This window comes from Phenylobacterium sp. Root700 (assembly GCF_001429025.1).
GTDB lineage: Bacteria > Pseudomonadota > Alphaproteobacteria > Caulobacterales > Caulobacteraceae > Phenylobacterium.
This window is the reverse complement of record NZ_LMHT01000014.1, coordinates 62,154-86,929: the sequence shown is the minus strand read 5'-3', so window position 1 is coordinate 86,929 and position 24,776 is coordinate 62,154. Positions and strand designations below refer to the sequence as shown.

Sequence of the window (24,776 nt, the reverse complement as noted above, 5' to 3'; positions counted from 1 at the left end):
CAGTTTCAGGTCAGGCCTCGTCGTTGGATCCAGCCGCCACGATGGGCTTGAACCGTACGCGCTTCACCCGCCTGGCGTCGGAATCCAGCACCTGGATCTCGTAGCCCGCAGGGTGGGCGATCACCTCGCCGCGTTGCGGCACCCGGCCGGCGAGCGCCGAGACCAGGCCGCCGACAGTGTCGATCTCCTCGTCCAGTTCGCCCGGCGCCAGGTCCACGCCGATGGCGGCCTCGAGCTGCTCCAGCGGCGCGCGCGCGTCGACCTCGAACACCCCGCCGGGGCGGGGCGTGACGCTGGCCACCGCCGCTTCGTCATGCTCGTCGTCGATGTCGCCGACCACCGCCTCGACCAGGTCCTCCATGGTCACCAGCCCGTCGGTGCCGCCGAACTCGTCGATGACCAGGGCCATGTGGATGCGCTCGGCCTGCATGCGCAGCAACAGATCGGCGGCCCGCATCGAGCCCGGCACATAGAGGGCGTCGCGGCGCAGCTTCTGCAGGATCAGGTCCGCCGGCCCCGGCCGCTTTCCGCGGCCCGCCAGCACCTTGAAGATATCCTTCACGTGGATGACGCCGACCGGGTCGTCCAGCGTCTCGCGATAGATCGGCATCCGGCTGTGCTCGGCCTCGGCGAAGCGTTCGACCACTTCGGCGAAGGGGGTGGAGAGCTCCACCGCCACGATGTCGACGCGCGGAGTCATGACGTCGCCCACCCGCATGGACTGGAAGGCTGCGGCCTGTTCGACCAGCCCGTTCACCGCCCCCCGGTTCGGCTGCGACGCGGCGCTTGAATCGCTGCCGCCCCCGCCCAAAAGCCTGCGTAGAAACGCCCGAACGCCGCGGCCTTGCCTGCCGGGTTCGGGCGGACTGGATGATCCATCCGTAGAGCTAGTCATGGTCTCCCTGCTCGGCCGCGTAGGGGTCTGGGACCCCCAACCCGGCCAGGATGACGCGCTCAAGGCCTTCCATTTGTTCAGCCTCGGCGTCGGTCTCGTGATCGTACCCTACAAGATGCAACACCCCGTGCGCCACCAGGTGTTGCAGGTGGTGCGCCAGGGGCTTGTCCTGTTCGGCCGCCTCGCGGGCGCAGACGCCGTAGGCCAGGGCGATGTCGCCCAGGTGACCTTCGGGATTCTGCGGGGCCGGGAACGACAGGACGTTGGTCGCGTAGTCCTTCTGGCGAAAGCGGGCGTTGAGTTCGCGCACGCTCTCGTCGTCGGTCAGCAAGATGGTCACCCCGCCGCCGTCGAAGTCGATCTGGGTCAGGGCTGCGACAGCCGCGTCCTCGACCAGAAGCTCGGCGTCAGGCGCCGCCTTGATCCAGGATTCGTCTTCGATTTCGATGTCGATCAAATCGCTCGTCCGCGTTTGGCGGCGTCGGCGTCATAGGCCCGCACGATACGCTCGACCATCGGGTGGCGCACGATATCCTCGGCCGCGAACCGGTTCACGCCGACCCCCTTCACGCCCTCCAGCAGGCTGACGGCGTGGGCCAGGCCCGAGTCCGAGGCGTTAACCAGGTCGATCTGTGTCGGGTCGCCGGTGACCGCCATGCGCGAGCCTTCACCGATCCGGGTCAGGACCATTTTCATCTGCAGCCGCGTGGTGTTCTGCGCCTCGTCGACGATGACGAAGGCGTGGCTGAGCGTGCGGCCGCGCAGGAAGGCGATGGGCGCGACCTCGATCTCGCCCTTCTCGCGGCGTCGGCGGAACTGGTCGACGCCCAGGATGTCGGTCAGCGCCTCCCAGACCGGCGCCATATAGGGATCGACCTTCTCGGACAGGTCGCCCGGCAGGAAGCCCAGGCGCTCGCCGGCCTCCACCGCGGGGCGCGAGACGATCAGCCGCTCGACCTCGCCGCGCAGCAGCAGGCCCGCCCCATGCGCCACCGCCAGGAAGGTCTTGCCGGTGCCGGCGGGACCCAGGCCAAAGACCAGTTCACAACTGGCCAGGGCGTCGAGATAGCGGGCCTGGCCCGGCGTGCGCGGCGCCACCTGGCCGCGCTTGCCGGCCGGCAGTCCGCCGGGCGCCTTGGCCGCGCCGACCCGGACCTGGCCGATGGCCACGCGCACGTCGGCCTCGCCGACCTCCTGACCGGCGTCGGCGCGGGTGGCCAGGGTGGCGATCACCTGCTTGGCGCCGCCGCGCGCCTTGGCGTCGCCGTCGATCGACACGCCGCCGCCGGGGGTCTCGATCAGCACGTTGAAGGCGTCTTCGATCAAAGCCGCATGGCGGCTGGAGGGGCCGGCCACCGCACGGGCGGCGGCGTCGGACAACTGGATATATTCGGGTCTGCTCACGCGGTTTCCATTTCCAGCACGCCGGCGAGGCTCATCTTCTGGCCGGACTCGATCCGCACCGGAACGATCTGGCCGATCAGGTGATCGGGCCCCTCGACATGCACGGCCTGCAGATAGGGACTGCGGCCTGACAACTGTCCCGGATGACGCCCGGGTCTTTCAAAGAGCACGGGCAGCACCCTGCCCGCCTGGCTGACATTGAAGGCGCGCTGCTGTTCGTCCAGCAGGGCGTTCAGCCGCGCCAGCCGCTCCTCCTTCACCTCGTCGGCCACCTGGCCCGGCAGGGCCGAGGCCGGCGTGCCGGGGCGACGGGAATATTTGAAGCTGAAGGCGCCGGCGTAACCGACCTCGCGGACCAGCTGCAGCGTCGCCTCGAAGTCGGCGTCGCGCTCGCCGGGGAAGCCGACGATGAAGTCGCCGGCCATGGCGATGTCGGGCCGCGCGGCGCGGATCTTCTCCACCAGCCGCAGATAGCTTTCGGCGGTATGGGCGCGGTTCATCGCCTTGAGGATCTTGTCCGACCCCGCCTGCACCGGCAGGTGCAGATAGGGCATCAGCTGCGGCAGTTCGGCGTGCGCGGCGATCAGGTCGTCGCCCATGTCGGCCGGGTGGCTGGTGGTGTAGCGGATGCGGTCCAGGCCCTCGATCTTGGCCAACTGGCGCGCCAGGCCGGCCAGGCCGCCTTCGCCGGCGTAGGCGTTGACGTTCTGGCCCAGCAGGGTGACCTCACGCACGCCCTTGGCGGCCAGATCTCGAGCCTCGGCCAGGACGGTTTCCACAGGCCGCGACCACTCGCCGCCGCGCGTATAGGGCACCACGCAGAAGGTACAGAACTTGTCGCAGCCCTCCTGCACGGTGAGGAAGGCGGTCACGCCGGTCGGATTGCGCTCCACCGGCAGGGCGTCGAACTTCTCGTCGGCGGCGAAGTCGGCGGCCAACCGCTCGCCGCGCTTGCGATGGGTGCGCGCGATCAGTTCGGGCAGTTGGTGATAGGCCTGCGGTCCGACCACCAGGTCGACGGCCGGCTGGCGGATCATGATCTGCTCGCCCTCGGCCTGGGCCACGCAGCCGGCGACGGCGATGGTCATCTGGCCGCCAGCCTCGGCGCGGGCCTGCTTCANGTTCAGCACCACCAGATCGGCGTCCTCGGGCCGGTCCGTCATCCCATAGCCAAGAGGCGCAAGGACGTCGGCCATGCGCTCGCTGTCATAGACGTTCATCTGACAGCCGTAGGTCTTGATGTAGAGGCGCTTGGTCGGGGCGGACATGCCCGGGTTTATGGGGCTGTGGATAGGCCGGCGCAAGCATCCCTCCCACCCGTGTCATCCCGGAAGTCGCGGAGCGACTGTCCGGGACCCATGAACACCCGATGGGTCAGAACCTGGCGGAGCCTCGCCTCATTCGGCCAAGTTGGCGCGAATGGGTCCCGGTCTTGCTGCGCAAACCGGGATGACACCCGCAGGTGTCAGTCCTCGATCGGTACGCCGTAAAGCTCCAACCGGTGATCGACCAGCTTGTAGCCGAGCTTCCGGGCGATCGCTTCCTGCAAGGCCTCGATCTCCTCGTCCACGAACTCCACGACCTTGCCCGACTTCATGTCGATCAGGTGGTCGTGGTGGACTTCGGTGGCTTCCTCGTAGCGCGAGCGGCCGTCACGGAAGTCGTGGCGCGCGATGATGCCCGCCTCTTCGAAGAGGCGCACGGTCCGGTAGACCGTGGCGATGGAGATGTGCGGGTCGACCTCGTGGGAGCGACGATAGAGCTCTTCCACATCGGGGTGGTCATGGGCGGCCGACAACACGCGCGCGATCACGCGGCGCTGCTCGGTCATGCGCATGCCCTTATCGATGCAAAGATTTTCGATGCGATCCACGAATGGGCTCCTCGGACTTCAGATCACGTAAGGATAGGGCTACAGGGCCGCGCGGCCAAGGTCGAGACGCATCACGAGCGCATCAGCGTAACCCTGTGGACCACGATCATAGTAGCCGCGCCGCAGACCCGCGCGCGCGAAACCGGCGACTTCATACAAACCGATGGCCGCGGCGTTGTCGTCGGCGACCTCCAGGAACATCGTCTCGGCGCCCGCTATGCGCGCGGCGCCGGCGGCGGCCTCCACCAGGGCGCGGGCGAAACCACGGCGACGGGCGGCCGGGTCGACCGCCAGGGTCAGGATCTCGGCCTCGCCGGCGATGGCCCGGCAAAGGATGAAGGCCACGAGTGCGGCGTCCTCGACCACCAGGGCGAAGCCGCCCGGACCATCCAGCAGCTCGGTGATTTCGGCCGCGCTCCAGCCATGGTCGAAGGCGGCGGCGTGGACACGGGCCAACTCGCCGGCCTCTTGGCCCCAGACGCCGCGCAGCTTCACGGCTCCAGCGTCTTTCCGCCAGGCAGCTTGGCGTCGGGCGCGCGCAGATAGAGCGGACGCGGCGGGACCGGCGCCCGAGCCGCCGCCAGCCGCGCCACCGCGACCGGGTCGGTCGCATCAGCCAGAACCACGCGGACGCCGGGCGCCATCTGGGCCAGCAGCTCCGCGCCGGTGCCGATCAGCGTGTCGGGGGCGAACTCGGCCAACCGTGCGGCGGCGATCTCGATGGGCAGGGCGTCCGGCGCGCTGACCGCGACTCCGTCGGCGAAGGCCTGCAGGTAGACCTGGCCCCGCTTGGCGTCGAGCACGGCCAGCACAGATCCAGGCTCCGGCTCGGCCAGCGCCTCCAGCGAACCGACGCCGACGGCGGGGATCGAGAGCGCAGCGGCCAGGCCCTTGGCGAAGGCCAGCCCCACGCGCAACCCGGTGAACGAGCCGGGACCGACCGTGACGCCGATCCGCTCGAGCTTGTCGAAGCCGATGCCGGCCTGCGCCATCGCCTCCTGGACCAGCGGCGCGAGGCGTTCCTGGTGACCGCGGCTCATCGGCTCGACCCGGCGGGCCAGGACGGCGTCGCCGTCGACCACCGCGACCGAGCAGGCGAACAGGCAGGTGTCGATGGCCAGAATGATCATGGCAGGTTGGTCCGCCAGCAGCCGGTCAGCCGGCCAAGGGTGCGATCGATCCACTCGGCCATCGGCGAGCCGTCGACGCCGCGCAACTCGATCTGGGCCGAATGGCCGCCGCCGGAGAACCGCGCGTCGTCGGCCCAGACGAAATAGCTGCTGGCGTCCAGCGCGACGGCGGCCTGACGCGGCTCGCGCCCGGCGCCCGGAACCTCGATGCGCGGGACCTGGAGATCTTCCAGTTCAACGGTTGCGGAGATCAGGTTCGCGCAGGTCTTGGAGCTGGCCCAGCTGATCACCGCATGATCGCCGCTGTCCATCTCGACGCGGCGGGCGATCATCTCGTGATCATCCATGGACCCGCGAAGATAGAGGGTGACGCCGGTCGCCCGCGCGTCAGGCGCCCGATAGAGCGCGAACGCACCCCACGGTCGCTGGTCGTTCAGTCGCGCGCTCTTGATCGTCGGCCAGTCGTCTTCGCCCGCCGCGCTGGCTGACGTGGCCAAGGCCCCGGCGCCCGCAAGCGCCAGGATGATCGTTCGAAAAAGCCCCACCCCAAAAGCGCCTAGAGCGTCTGCTCGACGCGGGTCACCTCGGGCACGTAGTGCTTGAGCATGTTCTCGACGCCGGCCTTCAGCGTGGCCGACGAGGACGGGCAGCCCGAACAGGCGCCGCGCATGTGCAGCCAGACCACCCCGGTGTCGGGTTCGAACCGGTTGAACAGGATGTCGCCGCCGTCCTGAGCCACGGCCGGACGGATGCGGGTGTCGAGCAGTTCCTTGATCTCGGCGACCACCTGGGCGGTCTCGCCTTCATAGACCATGTCGTCGTGACCGCCGGCCTCGCCCGCGCTCTCTTCGAACAGCGGCTTGCCGGAAGTGAAGTGATCCATGATCGCCGCCAGGATCGGCGCCTTCAGGTGCGGCCAGTCGTGGTGCGGGTCCTTGCCCACGGTCACGAAGTCGGTCCCGTAGAACACCCGGTCGACGCCGTCGATGTCGAACAGGTCGGCGGCCAGCGGCGAGACCTGGGCCTCTTCCGCGGTCCGGAAATCCCGCGAACCCTCGGTGAGGACTTCGCGACCGGGAAGGAACTTCAGAACCTCGGGGTTCGGCGTGACTTCGGTCTGGATGAACATGGATGAGATGTGGCGCTTTGCCGACGGAATCGCAAGTTTCGCGATGTCGCTAAGCCAAATCTGCGATCTCTTCGTCGGTCAGGTCGCCGGGCACCACCGTCACCGGCAGCTTGCGCGTCCCCCACTTCACCCCGTCCTTGGCGATCGAGGCGACCAGCGGGCCAGGCCCCCTGCCCCCGACGGCCGCCGCCAACACCAGGATCTTGATGGCCGGATCCTCGGACACGACCTTGCGCACCGCCGCGCGGATATTGTCGGCGTGCATGATGATGAACTCGGGCGGCGCGCCGGTCTCGGCGATCACGAACTCGGCCATCTTCTGCAAGACCGCTTCGGCCTCCTCGCGGGCCTGACGCTCGATCTCGTCGCGCACCCCGCTCCAGTGCTCGAACACCGCCGGCTCGATGACCCGCAGCAGCGCCACGTGGCCCCCGGTCGAACGCGCCCGGCGGCAGGCGAACCGCAAGGCCGCCTGGAACTCCAGGCTGTCGTCGGCGATGACGAGGAACTTGCGCTGGCTCATGGGGGCGACGGTGAAGTCTGGCGGGGGCGAAGGCAACACCCAACCACCTCGTCATCCTCCGGTCGTCTGAAAGACGATCCGGGGGACCCAAGCTGAGGCGCCGAACTTGATAGGCCGCTTGGGTCCCCCGGATCTCGCTTCGCGAACCCGGAGGATGACGATTATGGGCGGGGATCAGGCCCCCCAGTAGCCGACGATCTTCTTGACCTCGGCCAGGGTCGGGGCCGCGGCCTCGCGGGCGCGCTCGGCGCCGGCGGCCAGCACCTTGTCGATCTCGGCCGGATCGGCCATCAGCCGGCGCATCTCGGCGCCGACCGGACCCAGCTTCTCCACCGCCAGATCGGCCAGCTTCGGCTTGAAGGCGCCAAAGCCCTGACCGGCGAACTCGGTCAGCACCTGCGCCGAGGTGCGGCCCTCCAGCGCGGCGTAGATGCCGAGCAGGTTCAGCGCCTCGGGCCGTTCCTTCAGCTCGTCGAGCGTTTCGGGCAAGGGCTCGGCATCGGTCCGGGCCTTGCGGACCTTCTGGGCGATGACGTCGGCCTCATCCAGCAGGTTGAGACGCGAATTGTCCGACGGGTCGGACTTGCTCATCTTCGCCGAGCCGTCGCGGAGCGACATGATCCGCGCGCCAGGACCCTGGGTCATGGCGTCGGGCAGCGGGAAGAAGCCCGGCGCCTCGAAGTCGTGGTTGAACTTGGCCGCCACGTCGCGGGTCAGCTCAAGGTGCTGGCGCTGGTCCTCGCCGACCGGCACCTGGGTCGCCTTGTAGAGCAGGATGTCGGCGGCCTGCAGCACCGGATAGGTGTAGAGGCCAACGCTCGAGCGCTCCTTGTGCTTGCCCGACTTCTCCTTGAACTGGGTCATCCGGTCGAGCCAGCCGAGGCGGGCGACGCAGTTGAAGATCCAGGCCAGTTCGGCGTGCGCGGTCACCGCCGACTGCGGGAAGATGGTCGCGACCTTCGGATCCAGGCCGGCCGCCAGGTAGGCCGCGGCGATCTCGCGGACCTGCGAGGCCAGCAGCTTGGGGTCCTGCCACACGGTGATCGCGTGCATGTCGGCCACGAAGATGAAGGTCTCCACCTCGTGCTGCAGGCGGGCGAACTTCACCAGCGCGCCGAGATAGTTGCCAAGGTGCAGGGCGCCGGAAGGCTGGACGCCGGACAGCACGCGTTGCGGGCCCGTGTAGGCGGGGGGAGCTTGGTCGGTCATGATGAGGTCAGGCTTTTGAAAAGAGGACGTGCAGGCGCGCTTGTGCGCAGCCGGTGGGCGGGATCAGGCGCTGCGCCATCGCCAAGTGTGCGTTCCGTAAGCCATGACCTTTGCGAATAAGGCTTTCGGCGAACAACGGCAAGCCTGTCAAAGATCGGGCGAAACCGCGACATCGCCCGGTCGGCGGCGCAGGGCCGCGCGGATCTCGGTCGGGGTGACCCCTCGGAACACCAGCAGCAGCAGGCCGTAGACCGCCACGCCGACGGCGCTGGTCGACAACACCGCGATCTCCTTAGCGCCGAGGCCGATGAACGAGACATGGCGCAGCGGGGCCTCCAGCCAGGCGCGCTCATGGCTGGCGAAGCCCAGCAGGGCGCCGAAGGCCGCGCTGGCCACGACGATGCGGCCAATCCGGCTCCAAGCCGCCTTGGTCGGCGTGTAGTCGCCGCGCTTGGCCAGCAGCAGCACCATCTGCAGGACGTTCAGCCACGCCGCCGCGCTGGTCGCCGCGGCGATCCCCTGGATGCCGATCACCTGGAACAGCGCCAGGCCGAGCACGATGTTGACCACCACCGAGATGATCCCGAACCGCATCGGCGCGCGGGTGTCGGCGCGGGCGAAGAAGGCCGGCTGCAGAACCCGGGCCAGCACGAAGGCCGGCACGCCCCAGCCGTACTGGAAGAGGATCTGGCCGGTCTGGCGCGCATCCTCCATCGTGAAGACGCCGCGCGTGAACAGGCCGTCGATCAGGAAGAACGGCATCGCCACCAGGGCCGCGGCGGCCGGCGCGGTCAGGGCCAGCGAGAAGATGATCGCCTGATCGGTGGCGGCCTGGGCGTCGTCGTGATCCTTGGCCTGGATGGCGCTGGACAGCCGGGGCAACAGCGCCACGCTCACCGCCACGCCGATCAGGCCGAGCGGCAGCTGATAGAGGCGCGCGGCCACCTCGGTCCAGGCGCGGCCGCCGGGCACCTGCGAGGCCAGGATGCCGGAGATGAAGATGTTGATCTGCACCGCGCTGGCGGCGATGGCGCCGGGGATGGCCAGCGCCACCAGGGCCTTGATCTCCGGGCTAAGCTTGGGCCGGCGCAGCACGATCTTCGCGCCCGCCTTCTTGGCGCCCCACCACAGCAGGCCCGCCTGCAGCACCCCGGCGATCGGAATGCCGATCGAGGCCGCGGTCGCCGCCCGGATCGGATCGTGCTGCGGGATCACCGCGGCCAGCATCACCAGGTTGAGGATGGTCGGGAATATGCCGGTGACGATGAACCGGCGGTGGGCGTTCAGCACCCCCGACAACAGCGCCCCGATGGCCATGCACGGCAGGTAGGGCATGCTGATCTGGGTCAGCACGATCGCCAGCTTGAACTTGGCCGGATCGGTCGCGTAGCCGGGATTGATCACATACATCAGCCACGGCATCGCCAGCTGGGCGATCACCGTCAGGGCGATGGTGGCCGCCGCCAGGGTCGCCAGGGCGTCGGAGGCGATGCGGTCGGCCTCGGCCTGGCCCTCGCCGGTCAGGGTCTTGGTGTAGGCCGGGATGAAGGCCGAGGAGAACGCCCCTTCGGCGAAGATCCGCCGGAACAGGTTCGGAAAGGCCAGGGCGGTGTAGTAGGCGTCCGCCGCGATGGTGGCGCTGGCCCCGAGCCGGGCGGTGAGCACCAGGTCGCGCGCCAGCCCCATGAACCGACTGATCAGCGTCAAGCCCGACAGCACCATGGAGGAGCGGATCAGGCCGCTCTTGGGCGGGGGGGATACGGGCGCGGTCACGCGGTTTGTGTGCGCTGCGCCCCGGACTCGGTCAAGGGCGACACACGCGCAAACCCCCGATCACGGCGAAGCTCTTTTCCTCCCCTCCCCCATCAAGATGGGGGAGGAAAAGGGAGCTTAGGCCTTCTCGAATCCTATCTGGGACCTCAACGCCCGACGCTGGCCCGCGCCTTCTGGAGGTTGGCGCGCGATCGGGGCGTCGCGGCGGTTTCGACCTCGTTCAGCGACACCATCAGATCGGCCTTGAGCGCCGCCATCCGCTTGGGATCGGTCAACTTCCCGCCGTCCGGCTCGGTGACATAGAAGGCGTCGACCGCCCGCTCGCCATAGCCGTCGATATGGGCCGACAGGATCGACAGGCCGGCGTCGGAGATATTGTGGGCCAGGGCCGCCAGCAGGCCTGGCCGGTCGCGGCCCGAGGCCTCCACCACCGTCGAGACCTCCGAGGCCTCGTTATCGAGCATGACCGTGGGGGTGATCGAGAAGGCCGCCGCGCGGCCGAAGTCCGTCACCCGGCGCGGTTCGCCCTTGATCGGTTCGCCGCGGCCCGCCGCCTCCAGGGCCTCGGCCAGCCGGGCCAGGGTGCGCGGATTGTCCGCGCCATAGGCCGTGCCGGCGCCGTCCTGGACGTAGAAGACGTCGAGCGCCTCGCCCTGGCCGGAGGTGAACACCCGCGCGCCGACCACATTGGCGCCGGCCGCGGTGATGGCGGTGACCAGGTTGACGAACAATCGCTGGCGGTCGGGGGCCGCGACCACGACCTCCGAGGCGTTCAGCCCGCTGCGGATCTGGCCCTGGGCGGCCGCCCCGCCGGCCTGCTCGGCGCGGCGCGCCAGGGCGGCGTGGAGCAGGATCTCATCGTCGGTGAACGAGGTGAAGTAGGCGTCCTCCATGGTCTGGACCCAGCCGGCCGTGGTCGGATCGGCCGCGATCAGCCGCACGCGGGCGTCATAGGCGGCGTTCTCGTGATAGCGGCGGATGGCGGCGGCGGCGTCGGAGCCGCGCCCGCCGCGGAACACCGCCTCGGTCGCGCCGTAGAGCTCGCGCATCAGCTGGCCCTTCCAGCCGTTCCAGACGCCTGGCCCGACGGCGCGGATGTCGGCCACGGTCAGCACCAGCAGCAGGCGCAGCCGCTCGGGCGTCTCCACGATGCGGGCGAAATCGGCGACCGTGCGCGGGTCGGAGATGTCGCGCTTCTGGGCGTAGTCGCTCATCACCAGGTGGTGCTCGACCAGCCAGGCGACCATCTCGATGCGCTTGCGATCCAGACCCAGGCGCTCGCAGGCCTGGCGTGCGGCGCGGGCGCCGGCCTTTTCCTGGCCCCCGACCCCGCCCTTGCCGGTGTCATGCAGCAGCATGGCCAGGAACAGCGCCTCGCGGTCGTCGATCAGCGGCATCACCGAGGTCGACAACGGATGGTCCTCGGCGAACCGCCCGTTGGCGATGTCGGCGATCACCCCGACGGCCCGCAGGGTGTGCTCGTCCACGGTGTAGGAGTGGTACATGTTGAACTGCATCTGCGCGACGATGCGGCCCCACTCGGGCACGAAGCGGCCCAGGACGTCGGCCTCGTTCATCATCGACAGCGTCCGCTGCGGATCGCGGCCGTGGGCCAGGATGTCCAGGAACACCTTGGCCGCCGCCGGATCGCGCCGCACCTTCGAGCCGATCAGGCCCGAGCAGCGGCTGGCGGCGGTGAAGGCGTCAGGATGCAGGTCGAGGTCGCGCTGATCGGCCAGCCGGAACAGCCGCAGCATGTTGATCGGATCGGTCTCGAAGATCTCCGGCCCGTCGATATTGAGACGCCCGCCCTCCTCGTGGAAACCGGGATCGAGCTTCTTGCGCTTGACCTTGCCGTGGCCGGGGATCAGCCGCGACAGGCCCCTCGGCTCCTGCTTGATCTGCTCGGCTTCGAGCTTGGCGGCGAACACCCGGGTCAGGGCGCCCACCTCCTTGGCGATCAGGAAGTAGCGGCGCATGAACCGCTCGACCGCCGGCGCGTCGCCGCGGTCGCCATAGCCCATCCGCCGGGCGATCTCCGGCTGCAGGTCGAAGGTCAGCCGCTCCTCGGGCCGGCCGGTGGCGAAGTGCAGGTGGCAGCGCACCGCCCAGAGGAAATCGAACGCCTTGATGAAGGCCGCGACCTCGCGACGGTTGAACATGTCGAGCTGGACGAAGCCGTCGACCTGGCTGACCGGGTGCAGGTACTGGGCGATCCAGAACAGGGTGTTGAGGTCGCGCAGGCCGCCCTTGCCCTCTTTCACATTGGGCTCGACCATGTAGCGGCTGGCCCCGGCCCGCTCCTGACGGATGTCGCGTTCCTTCAGCTTGGCGGCGACGAACTGGGCGGCGGTGCCCTTGACCACCTCGGCGCGGAACCGGCGGATCAGCTCGTCGGCCAATTGCTTGTCGCCGGTCAGCTGGCGCGCCTCCAGGATCGAGGTGCGAATCGTGTAGTCTTCGCGCGAAAGCTTGATGCACTCCTCGATCGTGCGCGAGGCGTGGCCGACCTTAAAGCCCAGGTCCCACAGGGCGTAGAGCATGTACTCGATCACGCTCTCGGTGTGGGCGGTCTGCTTGTAGGGGCGCAGGAACAGCAGATCGAGATCGGAGAACGGCGCCAAGGCCCCGCGTCCGTAGCCGCCGACCGCCAGCAGGGCCAGGCGTTCGCCCTCGGTCGGGTTGCGGGCCCGGAACACGTGTACGGTGGTGAAATCATAGAGGGCGGTGACCACCTCGTCGGTGACGCCCGACAGCAGCCGCGCGGTCTCGATGCCGCCGGCCCCGTTCTCCAGGCGCTCCTTGGCGATCATCCGGCCGCGGAACAGCGCCTGTTTGAGGATCTCCAGCGCCCGGCGGCGCTGCTCGGCCTCGTCGCCGGACGCATCCAGGGCGGCGGCCGAAAGCTGGGCGCGTAGGCGCACCCCGTCGACAACATATTCCAGGCGCGTGGGGCGAAGGCGTGGGGGCATAACCTGGATATAGTCTCCGCCGGTTCTTCTGCCGAGGCCAAAGAAAAGGGCCCGCCTGGCGAGCCGATTGTCGATTGGCCGAGAAACGCCTCGAAACCGGGCGCCGGCGACGCCAGCTTACCTATCCTTAACCGCACCCAGTCAGGAGGACATGGCGTAGCTTGTGGAGTGAGTGATGGCTGGGAACGGCTTGGACGGACGCCTGGAGTTCATGCAGGTGACCACGGAGACCCGCCGGGCGCTGCGCGCGGCCCAGCCGCTGATTTCCGAGAAGCTGCCGGCCGCCCTCGATCACTTCTACGCCCAGGTCCGCAAGACGCCGGAAACCCGCGCTCACTTCAGCAGCGACGGCCACATCACCAAGGCCCACAACGCCCAGCTCCGCCACTGGCAGGGCATCGCGTCGGGCGAGTTCTCAGCCGATTACGCCAAGGCCGTCCAGACCATCGGCGGCGTCCACGCCAAGATCGGGCTGGAGCCGCGCTGGTATATCGGCGGCTACGCCCTGGTGCTGGATCAGTTGGTTCGCTCGGTGATGGCTGAACGCGCGTCGGGCATGTTCGCCAACAAGGCCAAGAGCGCCGAAACCGCCGACATCGTCACCGCCCTGATCAAGGGCGCCATGCTCGACATGAGCCTGGTGCTCGACGTCTATTTCGAAGCCGCCGAGGCCGAGCGGGTCAAGGCCGAGGCCGAGCGCGCCGCCGCCGCCGCCGAACAGGCCCGCGTCGTCCAGACCCTGGCCCGCGCGTTGTCGGGGCTGGCCAAGGGCGACCTGACCGCGCGGATCGACCGTGAACTGACCGGCGACTACGCCCAGCTGCGCGACGACTTCAACGGCGCGGTCGGCGAACTGCACGGCACCATCGCCGCGGTGGTCGAGGCGGTGTCCTCCATGACCTCCACCGTCGGCCAGCTGAAGACCTCGGGCGACGACCTGGCCCGCCGCACTGAGAACCAGGCCGCCTCGCTGGAACAGACCGCCGCCGCCGTCGACGAGATCACCGTCACCGTGCGCCGCTCGGCCGAGACCGCGCGCCAGACCTCCGGCGCCGTGGCCGACGCCCGCCAGGAGGCCGAACAGAGCGCCCCGGTGGTGGACGCCGCCATCGCCGCCATGGGTGAGATCGAAGGCTCGGCCAAGCAGATCAGCCAGATCATCGGGGTGATCGACGAAATCGCCTTCCAGACCAACCTGCTGGCCCTCAACGCCGGCGTCGAGGCCGCACGGGCCGGAGAAGCTGGCCGCGGTTTCGCGGTCGTCGCCTCCGAAGTCCGGGCCCTGGCCCAGCGCGCCGCCGACGCCGCCCGCGAGATCAAGGGCCTGATCACCGACTCCAGCAAACAGGTCGCCCAAGGCGTCGACCTGGTCGGCCAGACCGGTCAGGCGCTAAGCCGCATCGTCGGCCGCGTGACACAGGTTCATGGCCTGGTCGGCGACATCTCCACCTCGACTCAGGAACAGGCCGTTGGCCTTGGCCAGGTGAACACCGCCGTCAACGAGATGGACCGCGTCACCCAGCAGAACGCCGCCATGGTGCTGGAGACCGCCAACGCCGCGGCGAACCTCGCCCAGCAGGCCGACACCCTCACCGACCTGATCGGCCGCTTCCGCCTGGCCCAAGGCGCCGCCCCCGTCCGGCGTCGCGCGGCTTAGGGTCCCCCACGCTCGTCATCCTCCGGGCTCGCGAAGCGAGATCCGGGGGACCCATAGGGTCTATCAAGTTCTGCAACTCAGCTTGGGTCCCCCGGATCGCCTTTCAGGCGACCTGAGGATGACGAACTAGGTGGGAAGCTAAAACCCCGCCCGCGCCATCAGGTCAGCCAACCGATCCTCGCCGGTCCAGACCGCCGCGGCCCAGCCGCAGGCCTGGGCGGCCTCAACATTGGCGGCCTTGTCGTCGATGAAGAACAGCTCGCTCGGCGCAAAGCCGGTGCGCCTCTCGATCTCGCGATAGAACTCCGGCGCCGGCTTGGCGTGGCCGAGCGCGGCGGCGTAGTGGATCGCGTCGAAACGGTCCTTCAGCCCCATCTTCGTCCAGAGATAGTCGGCCCGTTCGTGCTCCTGCACGGTGGCCAGATGCAGCTGGATCCCACGCGCGCGAACCACCGCCAGCTGATCCAGCAGATCATGATCCAGATGGCCGTCCTGCTCGAACCAGTAGTCGGCCAGGGCCTGGGAGGTCAGGTGCGGGGCGATCTGCGCCAGCACTAGGCCCAGCCGGTCGTGCAGGCGCGCGCGGCCGTGGACGATGTCGCCGAAGTGCGGCGCGAAGAACGCCTCCTGAAGTCTTTCCGGCGAGAGCCCGAGGTCGGCCTCCAGATTGGCCGACCAACCCTTCGGATCGGCGTGGGTGACGATCACGCCGTCCACATCGACCATCAGGGCCTTCAAGGCCACTAGAGCATTTCCTTCAGGCGATAGAGCGCCGCCATCGCCTCGCGCGGGCTCATGCTGTCGGCGTCGAGCGCACGCAGCGCCTCCTCCACCTGGCTGGGTCCGCGATGTTCGGGCTCAGCGACCGCGGCGGAGAACAGCGGCAGGCCGTCGAGGTGGGCCGGCGCCCCGGCTTCGCGTTCCAACCGGTCCAGCACCTCGCGGGCGCGGACCACCACGGCGGGCGGCACCCCGGCCAGCTTGGCCACCTGCACGCCATAGGAGCGGTCGGCGGGGCCAGGCCCGGCCTCGTGCAGGAAGATCAGGTCGCCGTTCCACTCCTTGGCCTTCAGCGACAGGTTGGCGACGTGAGCCAAGCGGTCCTCGAGCACGGCCAGTTCGTGATAGTGCGTGGCGAACAGGCCCCGGCAGCGGTTGGTCTCGTGCAGCGCCTCGGCGCAGGCCCAGGCGATGGCCAGGCCGTCATAGGTCGCCGTGCCGCGCCCGATCTCATCAAGGATCACCAGCGAACGCGGCGTCGCCTGGGTCAGGATGGCGGCGGTCTCGACCATCTCGGCCATGAAGGTCGAGCGGCCCCGCGCCAGATCGTCGCCCGCGCCGACCCGGCTGAACAGCCGGTCGACCACGCCCAGCCGCAAGCTCTTGGCCGGCACGTAGCAGCCGGCCTGGGCCAGCACCGCCAGCAGGGCGTTCTGGCGCAGGAAGGTCGACTTACCGGCCATGTTCGGACCGGTGACGATGGACAGCCGGGCGCCGGCGACGCCCGCCCCATCGAGGCGGCAGTCGTTGGGCGTGAAGGGATTGCCGGCCCGCTTGACCGCGGCCTCGACCACCGGGTGTCGCGCGGCCTCGGCTTCAAAGGCGGTCGAGCGGTCGACCACCGGACGGCTGGCGCCGACATCGTCGGACCATTCGGCCAGGCCCGCGGCGACATCGAGCCGCGACGCGCCCTCGGCGGCGGCCTGGATGGCGGCGGCGACGCCGATGGCGGCCTCGCGCCAGGCCTCGAAGGTGGCGACCTCCATGGCCAGGGCCCGCTCGGCCGCCTGGGCGATGCGCGCGTCCAGCTCGGCCAGCTCCACGGTGGTGAAGCGGACCTGGTTGGCCAGGGTCTGGCGGTGGATGAAGGTGGCGTTGAGCGGCGGGGTCATCAGCGGCTCGGCCGCCTTGGCCGTAGTCTCGACGAAATAGCCCAGCACCGCGTTGTGGCGGATCTTCAGGGCCACGCCGCTTTCGGCCCCCAGCCGCGCCTCGAGCTGCAGGATCACCTTGCGGCTGTCGTCACGCAGGGCGCGGGCCTGGTCCAGCTCGACGCGGACGCCGGCGGCGACATAGCCGCCGTCACGCGCCTGGGCCGGCAGGTCCTGGCCAAGACCCTGCGCCAGCATGCGGCGGAATTCGGCGAGGTTGGGATCGCTGAGCGGATGCAGGCCGGCCAGCGCGCCGGCGATCTCGCCCGGCGGCGGCGGGTCGAGCGGCTCAGGGTGCGAGAACAGCTGCGAGATCGTCTCGCCGCCGGACAGGCCGTCGCGCAGGCAGCCCAGGTCGCGCGGACCGCCCCGGCCCAGCGCCAGGCGCGAGAGCGCGCGCGCCATGTCGCCCATGCCGCGCAGGGTCTCGCGCAAGGTCTGGCGCAGGGGACGGCGCTCACAGAACCATTCCACCGCGTCGAGCCGTGCATTGATGGCGGCGGGATCGAGCAGCGGCCGCGCCAGCCGCGCCGACAGCAGCCGCGCGCCCGGCGCGGTGATCGTGCGGTCGATGGCGCCCAGCAGCGAGCCGTCGCGCCCGCCCGAAGTGCTCTTCTCGATCTCCAGGCTGGTGCGGGTGGCCGGGTCGATCGACATCACGTCGGCCTCGCCCGCCCGGCGCGGCGCGGTCAGCGCCGGCAAACGCCCGGCCTGGGTGATCTCCAGATGCGCGGCGATCAGGCCCAGCGCCGAAATCTCGGCGCCAGTCAGTTCGCCAAAACCGTCCAGGGTTTCGACGCCGTAGAGCCGCTTCAGCCGGGCTTCCGAAGCCGCAGGCTCGGCCAACGCCGAGGCCATCGGCTGGATCAACCCGCCGGCGGTCTTGAAGGTCTCGGTCAGGGTCTCGTCGGCGAACAGCCGGTCGGGCACCAGGGTCTCGGACGGGCCGAGCGCGGCGAGCGCCGAGGCCAGGCCGTCGCGCGACATCGCCATGCACTCCACCTCGCCGGTGGACAGCTCGACGCTGGCGACGGCGGCGGTCCCGGCCCGCACGGCCACGGCGGCCAGGCGGTTGGCGCCGCGCGCGTCCAGCAGGCCTTCCTCGGTCAGGGTGCCGGGCGTCACCACCCGGACCACGTCGCGGCGCACCACCGACTTGGAGCCGCGCTTCTTGGCCTCGGCCGGGTCTTCCATCTGCTCGCAGAGCGCGACCTTGAAGCCCGCGCGGACCAGCTTGGCCAGATAGGCCTCGGCCGCATGCACCGGCACGCCGCACATCGGGATCGGCGCGCCGCCGTGATTGCCGCGCGCGGTGAGCGTGATGCTCAGCGCCGCGGCGGCCTTCTCGGCGTCCTCGAAGAACAGCTCGTAGAAGTCTCCCATGCGGAAGAACACCAGCGCATCGGGCTGGCGGGACTTGGCCTCGAAGAACTGGGCCATGACCGGCGTGGCGCCGGCGGGATCGGGGAGCGTGGGAGACGGGGCGTTCATGAGTGGGGGGAAACTAGCGGCGCCCGCGCCGTCCGTCAGCCCCGTTCCGAACTCCGTCCCCCTTGAAGAACGGCTCGCGACTCCCAAGCTGTGGTTCAGCGAGGAGCGCGACTTGCAGCACGTCATCTTCCCTGCCGGACCGGGCGACGCCGAGGACCTCGCGCGTCTGCACATCCGATCCTGGCGCGAGACCTATCAGGGCCTGCTGCCGGACTCGTTCCTCAATCGCATGTCGATCCCGGTCCATACCCGCCGTTTCGCCGCCAGCCTGATCAAGCCAGGCGAACGCGAGGCGACCTTGGTCGCCGCCGACCGCGAGGGCCTCGTGGGCTACGCCGCCGGCGGCCCCTCGCGCGCCAAACGTCCCGGCGAGGCGGAGATCACCACCCTCTACGTGCTGCGCGCCGCCCAGGGGTACGGCCTTGGACGGCGATTGTTGACCCACATCGCCCAGGTGTTCGCGGCCAATGAGGCCACCAGCCTGATGCTGTCGGTGCTGCGAGACAACATTCCGGCCCGCGGCTTCTACGAGCATCTCGGCGGCCAGGCCGAGGCCCCGCGCCGCGAGCCCGGCCCGGGCGGCGTCACCTATGAGGTGAGCTACCGCTGGCCCGACATCCGCGCGCTGCTGCGCTAGCGCCTCAAGGATTTGGTATGGTGGCGACGAGGGCGCGGGCCATCCGCCGCATCACCCGCTCGGCCGCCTCACGCGACAAGCCCTGATCCTCGCGCAGACGCCGCCAAGCGTCGAAGCTGAGCGCCAGGTCGAGCGCCGCGGCAAGGTCGGCGTCGTCGGGCAGCAGGCCGTCGAGGTGGCCAAGCAGCAGGGTCCGCTGGGTCAGGATGAAGATCTTGTGGGTTTCCTGAAGTTCAGGAGACCTGGCCCGGTGCATGTCGGCGAAGGCCTTGGGTCGCGAGACCTCCTCGAACACCTGCGCCCGGCGCCCGACCAGGACATCGAGCCGTTCGGTCAGGCTGCCGGTGACGGGCTCGGCCAGGATCGGGGCCAACCGCTCGGCCATGGTCGCCTGCAGACCGCGATAGAGGCCGTCGACATCGCTGAACAGGCGAAAGACCGTCCGCACCCCGACGCCGGCCTTGGCCGCGACGGCCTCGGCCGAGGGCTGGGCGACGCCGGCCTGCAACAGGTCGATCATGGCCTCGAGGATCCGCGCGCGGCTGGCGACCGTGCGGGCGCGGCGGCCGTCGGTGATCTGCACGTCGAGGACGGGACTGAGACTCATGATCCTTCGATAACGCCGCAGATCGCCGGACGCGACGCAATTTGAGCGCCGCGCCGATGGCGAGGCGTCAGGCCCCGGTCACGTCTTCCCAGAACCGCTTGGCCTTGCCGATGAAATTGGCCGACTTCGGATGCTGCTGCTCGCCGCAGATTTCGGAGAACTCGCGCATCAGTTCCTTCTGGCGCGCGGTCAGCCTAGTCGGCGTCTCGACGAACAGCTCGACCACCAGATCGCCGCGTTCGCGTGAGCGCAGGGACGGCATGCCGCGGCCCTTCAAGCGCACCGTACGGCCGGTCTGGGAGCCTTCCGGCACCTTGACCTCGATCTTGCAATTGCCGTCGCAGTCCTCGCCGCCCATCAGGCAGGGCGCCTCGATCTCGCCGCCCAGCGCCGCGACCCCCATCGGCACCGGCACGGTGCAGAGCAGGTCCAGGCCCTCGCGGTCGAAGAGGTCGTGAGGCCTCACCGACAGGAAAATGTAGAGGTCGCCGCGCGGTCCGCCGCGCGCACCCGCGTCGCCCTCGCCGGCCAGCCGGATCCGGGCGCCGTCGTCGACGCCGGCCGGGATGCGAACCTGGAGCGTACGCTCCTTGCGCAGTTGGCCGTGGCCGCGGCAATCCTGGCAGGGGTCCAGGACCAACCGGCCCGAACCACCGCAGCGCGGACAGGCGCGCTCGATCGAGAAGAAGCCCTGGCTGGCGCGCACGCGTCCGGCGCCGCCGCAGCTGCCGCAGACCGTCGGGCTGGTCCCGGCCTTGGCGCCCGAGCCCTCGCAGCTTTCGCAATTGATCGAGGCCGGGACCGTGATCTCCACCTCGGAGCCGGCATAGGCCTGCTCGAGCGTGATCTCCAGGTCGTAGCGCAGGTCCTGGCCACGGGCCGGACCGCCGCGCTGGCGGCCGCGACCGCCGAACATGTCGCCGAAGACGTCGCCGAACACCTCGTTGAAGATGTCGTTCACGTCGTGGAACTGGCCGTTTCCGCCACCGCCACCGCCCGAACCGTTCACGCCCGCATGACCGAACCGGTCGTAGGCCGCGCGCTTCTGGGGGTCGGAGAGGACCGAATAGGCCTCGTTGATTTCCTTGAACCGCCCTTCGGCCTCGCCACAACCGCCATTGCGGTCAGGGTGATGCTCCATGGCCAGTTTACGGAACGAAGCCTTCAGCGCGCCGTCATCGGCGCTCCGCTCCACACCGAGGATTTCGTAATAATCCCGCATGCTATGTCAGGCGTTCAAAAATTGATCTGAATATTGAGGTGGGATGATCCCCGCCCGGCTGCAAGGCTTGAGCCGGAACGAACCGGGCGGAGATGTCCATTTTCGGCTACGCCGACTTCTTCTTGCTGTCGTCGTCGTCGTCGCCGACTTCCTCGAACTCGGCGTCGACCACGTCGTCATCGACGCCCGCCGTTTCCGGCTGATCGTCCGTTCCGCCCTGTTGCGCGGCGTACATGGCTTCGCCCAGCTTCATCGAAGCCTGGATCAACGCCTGGGTCTTGGTGGAGATCGCGTCGGGATCTTCGCCTTCCAGAGCGGTCTTCAGATCGGCCAGGCCGGTCACGATGGCGTCCTTGTCGGCGCCCGAGACCTTGTCGCCGTGCTCGGCCAGGGCCTTCTCGGTCGAGTGGACGATGGCTTCGCCCTGGTTCTTGGCTTCAACCAGCGCCTTGCGCTTTTCGTCCTCGGCTTTGTTGGCCTCGGCTTCCTGCACCATCTTGTCGATGTCGGCGTCCGACAGACCGCCATTGGCCTGGATACGGATCGACTGCTCCTTGGCCGTAGCCTTGTCGCGGGCCGAGACGTTGACGATGCCGTTGGCGTCGATGTCGAAGGTGACCTCGACCTGCGGCACGCCGCGCGGCGCCGGCGGAATGCCGACCAGGTCGAACTGACCCAGCATCTTGTTGTCGTGCGCCATCGGGCGTTCGCCCTGGAACACGCGGATGGTCACGGCCGACTGGTTGTCGTCAGCGGTCGAGAAGGTCTGCGAACGCTTGGTCGGGATCGTGGTGTTGCGTTCGATCAGCGGGGTGAACACGCCGCCCAGGGTTTCGATGCCCAGGGTCAACGGAGTGACGTCCAGCAGCAGCACGTCCTTGACGTCGCCTTGCAGAACGCCGGCCTGCACCGCGGCGCCCAGCGCCACGACTTCGTCCGGGTTCACACCCTTGTGGGGCTCGCGACCGAAGAACTCCTTCACGGTGTCGACGACCTTGGGCATGCGGGTCATGCCGCCGACCAGGATCACTTCGTCGATGTCGGACTTCTTCAGGCCGGCATCCTTCAGCGCCTGCTCGCAGGGGCCGACGGTGCGGGCGATCAGGTCCTCGACCAAGGCTTCGAGCTTGGCGCGCGAGAGCTTGATGTTGAGGTGCAGCGGGCCCGACGCGTTCATCGAGATGAAGGGCAGGTTCACTTCGTACTGGGGAACCGACGAGAGTTCCTTCTTGGCCTTCTCGCCTTCTTCCTTCAGCCGCTGAAGGGCCAGCTTGTCTTTCCGCAGATCGACGCTGGTCTCCTTCTTGAACTCATCGGCGAGGTACTCGACGATGCGCATGTCGAAGTCTTCACCGCCGAGGAAGGTGTCGCCGTTGGTGGCCTTCACCTCGAAGACGCCGTCGCCGATCTCCAGGATCGAGACGTCGAAGGTGCCGCCGCCCAGGTCGTAGACGACGATCTTCTTGCCGTCGTTCTTCTCAAGCCCGTAGGCGAGCGCCGCGGCGGTCGGTTCGTTGATGATGCGCAGGACTTCCAGGCCGGCGATCTTGCCGGCGTCCTTGGTCGCCTGACGCTGGGCGTCGTTGAAATAGGCCGGGACCGTGATGACGGCCTTCTCGACCTTTTCGCCGAGGTGCTGCTCGGCGGCTTCCTTCATTTTCTGCAGAATGAAGGCCGAGATCTGCTGGGGCGAATAGTCTTTGTCGTGGGCTTTCACCCAGGCGTCGCCGTTCGGGCCCTTGACGATGTCATAGGGCACCATGTGCCGATCCTTCTCGACCACGGGGTCGGAGAAGCTGCGGCCGATGAGGCGCTTGATGGCGAACAGGGTGTTGGACGGGTTGGTGACGGCCTGGCGCTTGGCCGGCTGACCGACGAGGCGTTCCCCGTCGTCAAGGATGGCCACAACCGACGGCGTGGTCCGTACGCCTTCGGCGTTCTCAATCACTTTCGGCTGCTTGCCGTCCATGATGGCCACGCACGAATTGGTCGTGCCCAGGTCGATGCCGATGATCTTGCTCATATCGAGTCTTGCTCGCTCCTGAATGGCGGACGCCGGTTAAAGGGCCTTCGAGTGAAGCACCCCGTTTCTTATCGACGTCCCCGGTTCGAATAAGGGCTCGGCCGGTTAACCCACGGGGAAACCGGCGTCGAGTCGCGATATGGGATCAACTGCGTCCCCCGCAAGAGCGCAATGACCCTATATCGCGCGGGGTCTTGTCCCGAGCCCCTCCCGCCAAGCTTCTAAAATCCTTGCATAAGCTTGGGTGTCATAGGGCGCAGCCCCACCACCAGCGGCGATATAGGCGTGCTGTACGACCATGGCTTGCTGTTCGATATTGAGTTGCGAAAATTTTCGCCCATCGTCCAGATCGTAGGCATAGGCGGCCCGTCCATCCCCGGCCTTGAGCTTGGCCAGGGGCAGAAACACCCCCTTCTGGGCCTGCCAGGCGTGCACCAGCTCGTGCACAAGCACCGATCGCAGCCACAACGGAGCCTTGGCGAAGTCGGCCAGGGCCGAGGCGCCCGGCCAGACGATCAATCGGCCGTTTGGGACGAAAGGTCGCGGCCACAGCGGCAGGCTGAAGATCGCGATCCGATCGACGTCGAGCGCTTCGCCAAAGACTGATGCGCAGATATCACGCTCGCCAGGCGTCAAACGCCGCCAGCTCATGGGCGCCATGCGCGGATCGGGAGCAGAATGGGCCATCGCCCCTATATGTGACCCGATGAGCCTTTCGACGACCACAGGATTTCGCCTGCTGCCCGGCCGCCTCTCCCCGGAGGCGCAGAGCGAGCTGCTGGAAGAGGTCCAGGCGCGGGTCGAAACCGCGCCCTTCGTCCACCAGGTGACGCCGGGCGGAAAGCCGATGAGCGTGGCCATGACCAGCTTCGGGCCGCTCGGCTGGACCACCGACGCCGCCGGCTATCGCTATGAACCGCGACACCCGACCACCGGCGAGCCCTGGCCCGATATTCCCCAGGTCCTGCTCGACCTCTGGAGCGAGCTCGCCGATCCACTGGTCCCGCCCGACGCCTGCCTGATCAACTTTTATAACGCCGAGGCCAGGATGAGCCTGCACCAGGACCGCGACGAGGCCGATCTGCGCTTCCCCGTGCTCTCGGTCTCGCTGGGCGACACCGCCGTCTTTCGCATCGGCGGGACCAAGCGGACCGATCCGACCTCCTCGGTGAAGCTCTCGTCGGGCGACGTCTGCCTGCTCGCCGGAGAAGCGCGGCTGTTCCATCACGGGGTGGACCGCATCCTGCCTGGCTCGTCGCGGCTGATCCCCGGCGGGGGACGGATCAACCTGACCTTGCGAAGAGCCAGCCCTTTGACTTGAGGTGGCCCTGCGCCGCTAATGGAGCAAACCGCTGGGAGGTTATCGCCGTGCTTACGCTTACTCGCCCCGAAGGCTCCGAGCCGCAGGACTTCAACCTCTCGCGCCGGGGCCTGGCCGTGGCCGTATTCGGCGGCTACGCACTGGCCGCGCTGTCGGCCCAGGCCGAGCCGATCACCACCGACGCCGCCGGCCTGATCACCGAGACGGTGGAGATTCCGGCGGCCGACCGCCTGGTTCCCGCCTTCGTCGCCCGGCCTGACGCCAAGGGCCGCTTCCCGGTGGTGGTCGTGATCTCCGAAGTCTTCGGCGTGCACGAGTACATCCGCGATATCTGCCGCCGCCTCGCCAAGCTCGGCTACGTCGCCATCGCCACCGACTTCTTCATCCGCGCGGGCGACCCCTCGACGGTGACCGACTTCGCCGAGGTCCGCAGGATCGTCGGCGCGGCCTCCGAGGCCCAGGTGCTGGGCGATCTGGAGGCCACCCTCGGCTTCCTCAAGCGCCAGACCTATGCCGACAAGTCGAAGATCGCGATCACCGGCTTCTGCTGGGGCGGCGCGGTCGTCTGGCAGGCGGCCGAGAAGTTCAAGGATATCAAGGCCGGCGCGGCCTGGTACGGCCGCCTGGCCCCGCCCAAGGCCGGCGAGTTCCTGAGCGAACCTGACCGCACCTGGCCGGTGCAGTTCGCCGCCAATGTCCGCGCCCCGGTCATCGGCCTCTATGCCGGCAAGGACGGCGGCATCCCGCTCAGCGACGTCGAGACCATGAAGGCAGCGCTAGCCGCGGCGGGCAAGACCAAGTCCAGCATCGTGGTCTATCCGGACAGCCAGCACGGCTTCCACGCCGACTATCGCGCCAGCTACGACGCGGCCGCGGCCGCCGACGGCTGGTCACGCATGCTCGTCCACTTCGCCGCCAGCGGCGTGAAGCCCAAGGCGTTCAAGCCGCGCTGATCCCCCTCAGTCAGCTACGCTGACAG

22 protein-coding genes and 2 pseudogenes are annotated in these 24,776 nt (G+C 68.8%); 4 read left to right on the top strand and 20 right to left on the bottom strand.

Annotated features, from left to right (window positions below; translation table 11 throughout):
• Window positions 1-10 precede the first annotated feature (10 nt).
• The 14 genes and pseudogenes from ASE02_RS09250 to ASE02_RS09190 form a co-directional block, all read right to left on the bottom strand.
• Window positions 11-895: a hemolysin family protein gene (locus ASE02_RS09250; RefSeq protein WP_056733415.1), complete on the bottom strand. Its 885-nt coding sequence runs from the start codon at window positions 893-895 to the stop codon at window positions 11-13.
• Window positions 888-1,352: an rRNA maturation RNase YbeY gene (ybeY, locus tag ASE02_RS09245; protein WP_056733413.1), complete on the bottom strand. Its 465-nt coding sequence runs from the start codon at window positions 1,350-1,352 to the stop codon at window positions 888-890. The genes ASE02_RS09250 and ybeY overlap by 8 nt, the downstream gene beginning before the upstream one ends.
• Window positions 1,349-2,299 carry a PhoH family protein gene (locus ASE02_RS09240; RefSeq protein ID WP_056733411.1) on the bottom strand — a complete coding sequence of 317 codons (951 nt, stop codon included), beginning with the start codon at window positions 2,297-2,299 and terminating at the stop codon, window positions 1,349-1,351. Before ASE02_RS09240 ends, ybeY begins: the two co-directional genes overlap by 4 nt.
• Window positions 2,296-3,419 (bottom strand): annotated as a pseudogene (gene miaB / locus ASE02_RS09235) (tRNA (N6-isopentenyl adenosine(37)-C2)-methylthiotransferase MiaB); the annotation flags it as partial. The pseudogene miaB and the gene ASE02_RS09240, both read right to left, overlap by 4 nt.
• A 1-nt stretch (window position 3,420) precedes the next feature.
• Window positions 3,421-3,567 (bottom strand): annotated as a pseudogene (locus ASE02_RS22940) (tRNA (N6-isopentenyl adenosine(37)-C2)-methylthiotransferase MiaB); the annotation flags it as partial.
• Window positions 3,568-3,764: 197 nt separating this feature from the next.
• On the bottom strand, window positions 3,765-4,172 hold the full coding sequence (locus ASE02_RS09230; RefSeq protein ID WP_056733407.1) for a Fur family transcriptional regulator: 408 nt from the start codon (window positions 4,170-4,172) through the stop codon (window positions 3,765-3,767).
• 39 nt (window positions 4,173-4,211) lie between these two features.
• Entirely contained in the window at window positions 4,212-4,667 is a 456-nt protein-coding gene (gene rimI / locus ASE02_RS09225) for a ribosomal protein S18-alanine N-acetyltransferase (protein ID WP_056733404.1), read from the bottom strand.
• Window positions 4,664-5,299: a tRNA (adenosine(37)-N6)-threonylcarbamoyltransferase complex dimerization subunit type 1 TsaB gene (gene tsaB / locus ASE02_RS09220; protein ID WP_056733544.1), complete on the bottom strand. Its 636-nt coding sequence runs from the start codon at window positions 5,297-5,299 to the stop codon at window positions 4,664-4,666. Before tsaB ends, rimI begins: the two co-directional genes overlap by 4 nt.
• Window positions 5,299-5,847 carry a hypothetical protein gene (locus ASE02_RS09215; RefSeq protein ID WP_056733402.1) on the bottom strand — a complete coding sequence of 183 codons (549 nt, stop codon included), beginning with the start codon at window positions 5,845-5,847 and terminating at the stop codon, window positions 5,299-5,301. Before ASE02_RS09215 ends, tsaB begins: the two co-directional genes overlap by 1 nt.
• An 11-nt stretch (window positions 5,848-5,858) precedes the next feature.
• A complete protein-coding gene (locus tag ASE02_RS09210) occupies window positions 5,859-6,431 on the bottom strand; it encodes a NifU family protein (protein WP_056733401.1) in 573 nt (190 codons plus the stop codon).
• 49 nt (window positions 6,432-6,480) lie between these two features.
• A complete protein-coding gene (locus ASE02_RS09205; RefSeq protein ID WP_235536658.1) occupies window positions 6,481-6,993 on the bottom strand; it encodes a universal stress protein in 513 nt (170 codons plus the stop codon).
• Window positions 6,994-7,128: 135 nt separating this feature from the next.
• Window positions 7,129-8,163 (bottom strand): tryptophan--tRNA ligase, encoded by a 1,035-nt coding sequence (gene trpS, locus ASE02_RS09200; protein WP_056733399.1) that lies wholly within the window; start codon window positions 8,161-8,163, stop codon window positions 7,129-7,131.
• 147 nt (window positions 8,164-8,310) lie between these two features.
• Window positions 8,311-9,936, bottom strand: coding sequence for a murein biosynthesis integral membrane protein MurJ (gene murJ / locus ASE02_RS09195; protein ID WP_255354033.1), 1,626 nt, complete (start codon window positions 9,934-9,936; stop codon window positions 8,311-8,313).
• Window positions 9,937-10,082: 146 nt separating this feature from the next.
• A complete protein-coding gene (locus ASE02_RS09190) occupies window positions 10,083-12,908 on the bottom strand; it encodes a [protein-PII] uridylyltransferase (RefSeq protein ID WP_056733395.1) in 2,826 nt (941 codons plus the stop codon).
• 175 nt (window positions 12,909-13,083) lie between these two features.
• Here ASE02_RS09190 and ASE02_RS09185 point away from each other — a divergent pair, with 175 nt between their 5' ends.
• A complete protein-coding gene (locus ASE02_RS09185) occupies window positions 13,084-14,565 on the top strand; it encodes a globin-coupled sensor protein (RefSeq protein WP_056733393.1) in 1,482 nt (493 codons plus the stop codon).
• A gap of 138 nt (window positions 14,566-14,703) precedes the next feature.
• On the opposite strand, the gene ASE02_RS09180 is transcribed toward ASE02_RS09185, so the two are convergent.
• Both ASE02_RS09180 and mutS read right to left on the bottom strand, forming a co-directional pair.
• Window positions 14,704-15,309: an HAD family hydrolase gene (locus tag ASE02_RS09180; protein WP_200957651.1), complete on the bottom strand. Its 606-nt coding sequence runs from the start codon at window positions 15,307-15,309 to the stop codon at window positions 14,704-14,706.
• Window positions 15,309-17,987 carry a DNA mismatch repair protein MutS gene (gene mutS, locus ASE02_RS09175; protein WP_056733391.1) on the bottom strand — a complete coding sequence of 893 codons (2,679 nt, stop codon included), beginning with the start codon at window positions 17,985-17,987 and terminating at the stop codon, window positions 15,309-15,311. The genes ASE02_RS09180 and mutS overlap by 1 nt, the downstream gene beginning before the upstream one ends.
• 112 nt (window positions 17,988-18,099) lie before the next feature.
• Here mutS and ASE02_RS09170 point away from each other — a divergent pair, with 112 nt between their 5' ends.
• Window positions 18,100-18,624, top strand: coding sequence for a GNAT family N-acetyltransferase (locus ASE02_RS09170; RefSeq protein ID WP_056733389.1), 525 nt, complete (start codon window positions 18,100-18,102; stop codon window positions 18,622-18,624).
• A 4-nt stretch (window positions 18,625-18,628) separates the two neighbouring features.
• On the opposite strand, the gene ASE02_RS09165 is transcribed toward ASE02_RS09170, so the two are convergent.
• The 4 genes from ASE02_RS09165 to ASE02_RS09150 form a co-directional block, all read right to left on the bottom strand.
• The gene (locus ASE02_RS09165) at window positions 18,629-19,231 is read right to left on the bottom strand and encodes a TetR/AcrR family transcriptional regulator (RefSeq protein ID WP_156405993.1); all 603 of its coding nucleotides are present in this window, start codon (window positions 19,229-19,231) and stop codon (window positions 18,629-18,631) included.
• Between the two features lie 67 nt (window positions 19,232-19,298).
• Window positions 19,299-20,453, bottom strand: coding sequence for a molecular chaperone DnaJ (gene dnaJ / locus ASE02_RS09160; RefSeq protein WP_056733385.1), 1,155 nt, complete (start codon window positions 20,451-20,453; stop codon window positions 19,299-19,301).
• 106 nt (window positions 20,454-20,559) lie between these two features.
• Entirely contained in the window at window positions 20,560-22,476 is a 1,917-nt protein-coding gene (dnaK, locus tag ASE02_RS09155; protein ID WP_056733383.1) for a molecular chaperone DnaK, read from the bottom strand.
• A gap of 177 nt (window positions 22,477-22,653) precedes the next feature.
• Window positions 22,654-23,163, bottom strand: coding sequence for a hypothetical protein (locus ASE02_RS09150; RefSeq protein ID WP_235536657.1), 510 nt, complete (start codon window positions 23,161-23,163; stop codon window positions 22,654-22,656).
• A 19-nt stretch (window positions 23,164-23,182) separates the two neighbouring features.
• Between ASE02_RS09150 and ASE02_RS09145 the strand changes: the two genes are divergently transcribed.
• Entirely contained in the window at window positions 23,183-23,797 is a 615-nt protein-coding gene (locus ASE02_RS09145; RefSeq protein WP_056733379.1) for an alpha-ketoglutarate-dependent dioxygenase AlkB, read from the top strand.
• A 47-nt stretch (window positions 23,798-23,844) separates the two neighbouring features.
• Entirely contained in the window at window positions 23,845-24,750 is a 906-nt protein-coding gene (locus ASE02_RS09140) for a dienelactone hydrolase family protein (RefSeq protein WP_056733377.1), read from the top strand.
• Window positions 24,751-24,776: the final 26 nt, after the last annotated feature.